Origin of the sequence: Phenylobacterium sp., assembly GCF_016793285.1 — a bacterium.
Lineage (GTDB): Bacteria > Pseudomonadota > Alphaproteobacteria > Caulobacterales > Caulobacteraceae > Phenylobacterium.
The window spans coordinates 1-5,117 of the sequence record NZ_JAEUMO010000038.1 but is presented as its reverse complement, the minus strand read 5'-3'; the positions used below and the strand labels follow the sequence as shown (position 1 = coordinate 5,117).

The 5,117-nt window shown below is 69.4% G+C and carries 5 protein-coding genes; 1 reads left to right on the top strand and 4 read right to left on the bottom strand.

Going from position 1 to position 5,117, the window contains the following annotated elements; genetic code table 11:
• Both JNL41_RS04535 and pyrE read right to left on the bottom strand, forming a co-directional pair.
• The coding region (locus tag JNL41_RS04535) for a pyridoxine 5'-phosphate synthase (protein WP_293473084.1) at positions 1-698 on the bottom strand (698 nt) is incomplete at its 3' end.
• A gap of 15 nt (positions 699-713) precedes the next feature.
• Complete coding sequence (gene pyrE, locus JNL41_RS04530; RefSeq protein ID WP_293473083.1) at positions 714-1,298, bottom strand: orotate phosphoribosyltransferase; 585 nt, start codon at positions 1,296-1,298, stop codon at positions 714-716.
• Between the two features lie 219 nt (positions 1,299-1,517).
• Here pyrE and JNL41_RS04525 point away from each other — a divergent pair, with 219 nt between their 5' ends.
• Positions 1,518-2,447, top strand: a complete 930-nt coding sequence (locus JNL41_RS04525) for a hypothetical protein (protein WP_293473082.1) — start codon at positions 1,518-1,520, stop codon at positions 2,445-2,447.
• Between the two features lie 94 nt (positions 2,448-2,541).
• On the opposite strand, the gene JNL41_RS04520 is transcribed toward JNL41_RS04525, so the two are convergent.
• On the bottom strand, positions 2,542-4,710 hold the full coding sequence (locus tag JNL41_RS04520; RefSeq protein WP_293473081.1) for a bifunctional (p)ppGpp synthetase/guanosine-3',5'-bis(diphosphate) 3'-pyrophosphohydrolase: 2,169 nt from the start codon (positions 4,708-4,710) through the stop codon (positions 2,542-2,544).
• Positions 4,711-4,814: 104 nt separating this feature from the next.
• Positions 4,815-5,117: DNA-directed RNA polymerase subunit omega (rpoZ, locus tag JNL41_RS04515; RefSeq protein ID WP_293473080.1), on the bottom strand; the 303-nt coding region annotated here is incomplete at its 5' end.

Here is a 5,117-nt window from a genome sequence, read left to right as displayed (position 1 = left end):
CCGAGCCCGATGAAGATCGCCTCGCCGATCAGGAAGTGGCCGATGTTGAGCTCGGCGAGTTCGGGGATGGCGGCGATGGGCTTCACCGTCTCGTAGTCGATGCCGTGGCCGGCGTGGACCTCGAGGCCCAGCTCGCGGGCCCGGGCGGCGGCGGCCCTCAGGTTGCGCAGCAGGGCTTCGGCCTGGGGACGGCGCTCGCGGACGGCCTCGCAGTAGGCGCCGGTGTGCAGCTCGACCACATGGGCGCCGACCGCCTTCGACGCGGCGACCTGCGCCTCGTCGGCGTCGATGAACATCGAGACGCGGATTCCCGCGTGGACGAGCCTTTGCACCACGGGCTTGATGGTGTTCTGGCCGCGGGCGACGTCGAGGCCGCCCTCGGTGGTCACCTCTTCGCGGCGCTCGGGCACCAGGCAGGCGGCGTGAGGGCGGTGGGCGAGCGCGATGGCCTCCATCTCGGGCGTCACCGCACACTCGAAGTTCAGGGGCCGACCGCGGCGGCGGCAGATGGCGGCGAGCTGGTCGATGTCGGCGTCGGAGATATGGCGACGGTCTTCGCGCAGGTGGGCGGTGATGCCGTCGGCGCCGGCGGTCAGCGCCATTTCCGCGGCGCGCACCGGGTCGGGATAGCCCTCGCCCCGGGCGTTCCGGACGGTCGCCACGTGGTCGATGTTGACGCCCAGCCTAAGCCTGCTCATGCACCCCTCCCCCACTCATCCCCGCAGCCGCTTCGAGCCGGGCTCCTCGGCCGGCAGCGCGGCGAGTTCGGGCGGGATCTGGTCGGGGGCGTAGCTGGGGACGTCGACGGTGGCCAGCGCGACCAGGGGCCAGCCCACGTCGGCCTTACCGCCCGAACGGTCGACGATGCAGGCGCAGCAGAGGACCTGGCCGCCGGCCGCCTCGACCGGCTCCACGGCCTCCCGGAAGCTGCCGCCGGTGGTGATGACGTCCTCGACGACGACGACCTTGGCGCCCGGCGCGATCCTGAAGGCGCGGCGCAGCTTGAACCTGCCGTCCTCGCGCTCGACGTAGATCGAGGGCACGCCCAACGCCCGGGCCACCTCATAGCCTGGGATGATGGCGCCGACGGCCGGGGCGACGATGACGTCGGGCTTGCCGAACCGGGCCACGATCTTGTCCGCCAGCGCCTTGCAGAGCCGCTCGGTGCGGTCGGCGTACTGGAAGACCAGGTTCTTCTGCAGGAACATCGGGGAGTGTCGGCCGCTGGCCAGGATGAAGTGGCCTTCGCGCAGCGCGCCCGCGCCGCGGAACTCTTCGAGGACGTCGTCGGTGTTCATGGGGGCCAGATAGTCCGGTTTTGGCTCTGTCGAAAGGTCCCGTCCCGCGCCGGCCGCCGCAAGCGGGTTTCCGCCTGGATCGAAACACCTCGTTAGCCCGCGCCCGCTAAAACCGGCGTCATGGCCGATGGTGCGGGCATACAGCCGCCTCGAAGCGCAATGGCGCCGGGCGAGCGGGGGGACTTTCCGGCGGACTTTCCGGAGGGGCTCAAGCCGCGCGTGCGGCTGTTCTTCAGCGCCGACCTGGTGGACGCCACCCGCTACAAGCAGTCGCGGACGATCTGGCGGCCGGAAATCCTGAACTTCTACAGAGACTTCGACTTCATTCTGAAGGAGGAGCACGCCGCCTTCGCAGAGACGCACAACCCGGCCCTGACCGCGCCCACGTTCTGGAAGAGCAACGGCGACGAGCTTCTCTACGTCTGCGAGATGACGGGTCCGAACGAGGCCCACTCGCTGATGTACGTCTGGCTGGCGGCGCTGGAGCGCTACCGCGCCACGATCGTCGAGGCCGACGAACATCTCGACGTGAAATCAACGGCCTGGATCGGCCTCTTCCCGGCGCCCAACGCGGAGATCTTCTTCCGGAGGGGCAATTTCGGGCCGCTGGACGACATCGCCCGCGATCCGCTGATCGTGCAGTCCGAGATCCGCGACGAGTGGTACGCCTACCCCTTCGGCGCGACGATCACCCGCGAGTTCGTGGGCCCGTCGATCGACACCGGATTCCGGCTGACCGCCTGGGCGACGCCTTCGCGCATGATCCTGTCGGTGGACCTGGCCTTCCTGCTCATGGACACGCCGGCCGGCGGCCTGGGCCACCTGCGGCTGAACCTGAGCGGCTGCGCGCGCCTGAAGGGCGTGGCGTGCGACCAGCCCTACCCGCGCCTGTGGGCGCCGGTGGGCGGACGCGTGACGGAGGAGCCGCGGACCGAACCCGCGATCACCGACCAGCGCACGATCCGCGCCTTCTGCGAGGCGCTCATCGAACAGAACTACAGCTCGATCACCCCGCTGTTCCTGGAGAACGGCGGCGCCGACGCCTTCGACTGGGTCCCGCCGTACATCCTGAAGCGCATCATGGGCCACTGGCAGGACGAAGTGCGCCACCGCGAGGCGGTGACCGGCGTGGTGCTGCTGGGGGACTGAGTTCCCCTCGGCTCAACACTGTAGCGGCGCTCGCGGCGGGCCTCGCTTCAACGTCAGCGTGACCTTCCTGGAGTAGAGGGAGCGGAGGGCGCCCCTACCCCTTCGTCCGCTCCACCTCTTCGACGCTCGGGTTCGCCCGGAGTGCGGCGGAGATGTGCGTCAGGTGGCGGGCGTCGTTGACGTCCACGTCGATGTCCACGTCGAAGAAGTCGCTCTGGCGGTGGTGCATGCGCAGGCCCACGATGTTGCCGCCGGCCTCGCCGATGATCGTGCAGACCTGGCCCAGCACACCCGGCGCATTGCGGATGGTGGCGGTGAGGCGCGCGCGGGCGGTGGCGTTGCGCTCGGCCTCGGGCGTCCACTGCAGGTCGCGCCAGAGTTCCTCGCGATCCTCGTATTCGGCGAGCTTCTCGCAGTCGATGGTGTGGACGGTCAGGCCGCGGCCGTCGTTCTCCAGGATCCCCACGATGCGGTCTCCAGGCACCGGCGAGCAGCATTCGCCGAAGTGCAGGGTGACACCCGGGGTGAGGCCGCTGCCCCGGACGTAGAGCCGCGCGCCCTTGCCGTCCTGGATCTGGCGGCGCGCCGCTGCGGCCTCGCGTTCGGCCGCCTTGAGGCCCGGGAAGACCGTCTCCAGCACCTGGGCCGGCGCGGCGCGGCCACGACCCACGGCGTCGAACAGCTCGTCTTCCGACGCGACGGCGAAGCGCTCGCACGCGGGACGCAGCGAGACGTCCTTGAGGTTCTTGCCGGCGGCCTCGAACATCTGGTCGACCGTGGCGCGGCCGAGGCGGATGAACTCGTCCCGCTCGGTCTGGCGGATATGGCGGCGGATCGCCGAGCGGGCCCGGCCCGTCACGGTGAGCGAGCGCCAGTCGGGCGGGACCACGGGCTTGCCGCCGCGGATCACCTCGACCACGTCGCCGTTCGAGAGCGTGGTGCGCAGCGGCTTCAACTCGCCGTTGATCTTCGCGCCGATGGTGGTGTCGCCGATGTCGGTGTGGAGCGCATAGGCGAAGTCGAGCGGCATGGCCCCGCGCGGCAGGCTGACCAACTGGCCCTTCGGCGTGAAGACGAACACCTGGTCGAGGTACATCTCGAGCTTGGCGTGCTCGACCAGCTCTTCCGCGTCGCCGCCGTGCTCCAGCACCTGGACGAGGTGGCGCAGGTTGACCAGCGGGTCGCGGCCGCCGGCGGCCTTCTGGTGCTCGGCGTCGAAGCCGTAGTTCTCGTTCTTGTAGCGCCAGTGGGCGGCGACGCCCTCCTCTGCCACCTGATCCATGGCTTCGGTGCGGATCTGCATCTCGATGCGCATGCCGCGATAGCCGACGACGGTGGTGTGCAGGCTGCGGTAGTTGTTGCGCTTGGGCGTCGAGATGAAGTCCTTGAAGCGTTCGGGCACGCTGGGCCAGGCGCGGTGGATGACGCCCAGGGCGCGGTAGCAGTCCTCCTCGGTGTCGGTGATGACCCGGAAGGCGTAGATGTCGGAGAGCTGGGAGAAGCCGATCGACTTGCGTTGCAGCTTGCGCCAGATCGAGTAGGCGCTCTTCTCTCGGCCATAGACGCGGGCGGGCACGCCGGCGGCCTCGAGGCGGGCGGTGATTTCCTGGGTGACCGCCGAGACCGCCCCGCCCTGCTCGGCCCGCAGGACCTCCAGGCGGCGCAGGATGGCGTTGCGGCCCACCGGATTCAGGTGGGCGAAGGCCAGCTCCTCCAACTCCTCGCAGATGCGATGCACCCCGATCGAGCGGGCCAGCGGACCGTAGATGTCGAGCGTCTCGCGCGCGATCCGCTCGCGCTTGGCCGCCTGCTTGATGAAGTGCAGCGTCCGCATGTTGTGCAGGCGGTCGGCCAGCTTCACGAGCAGGACGCGGACGTCCTTGGAGATGGCCAGGATGAACTTCCGCAGGTTCTCGGCCTGGCGCAGGTGCTCCTGGGAGAGCTCCAGCTTGGAGAGCTTTGTGACGCCCTCGACCAGCTCCGCCACCTCGGCGCCGAACAGTTCCTCGACCTTCTCGCGGGTGGCGTCCGTGTCCTCGATGACGTCGTGCAGCAGGGCCGTGACGATCGTCTCGGTGTCGAGCCGGTAGTCGGTGAGGATGCCCGCCACCTCGATCGGGTGGGCGAAGTAGGGATCGCCGGACGCCCGCTTCTGCGACCCGTGCTGGCGCATGGCGTAGACATAGGCGCGGTTGAGCATCGCCTCGTCGGCGGTGGGCTCGTAGGAGCGGACCTTGTCGATCAGCTCGAACTGACGAAGCATCCGCGGCCGCGGGCTCGCCACGGGCGGAGAAATCGGTGCGTCTTTCGGGGGGGCGACGGGCGTAGCCGCCGCCTCTTGAAGAAGGGGTTCTGCGCCTTCCGGGCTCAGTACCGCTCCTCCTGGCCGCCGTCACGGTCGCTCTGGAGAGCGCGGACCAGTTCCAGCTCGCTCATCTGCATGTGGGTCGGATCGGCCAGCAGGGCGAGGGTTTCGGCCTCTTCCTCGGCTTCCGAACGCTCGTCGACGCGCTGCAGTGTGCCGATCAGGGTTTCCTTGAGCTCCTCGGCGTCGACCACGTCGTCGGCGATCTCGCGCAGGGCCACGACCGGGTTCTTGTCGTTGTCGCGATCGACCATCAGTTGCGAGCCGGCCGAGATGGCGCGGGCGCGATGGGCCGACAGCAGCAC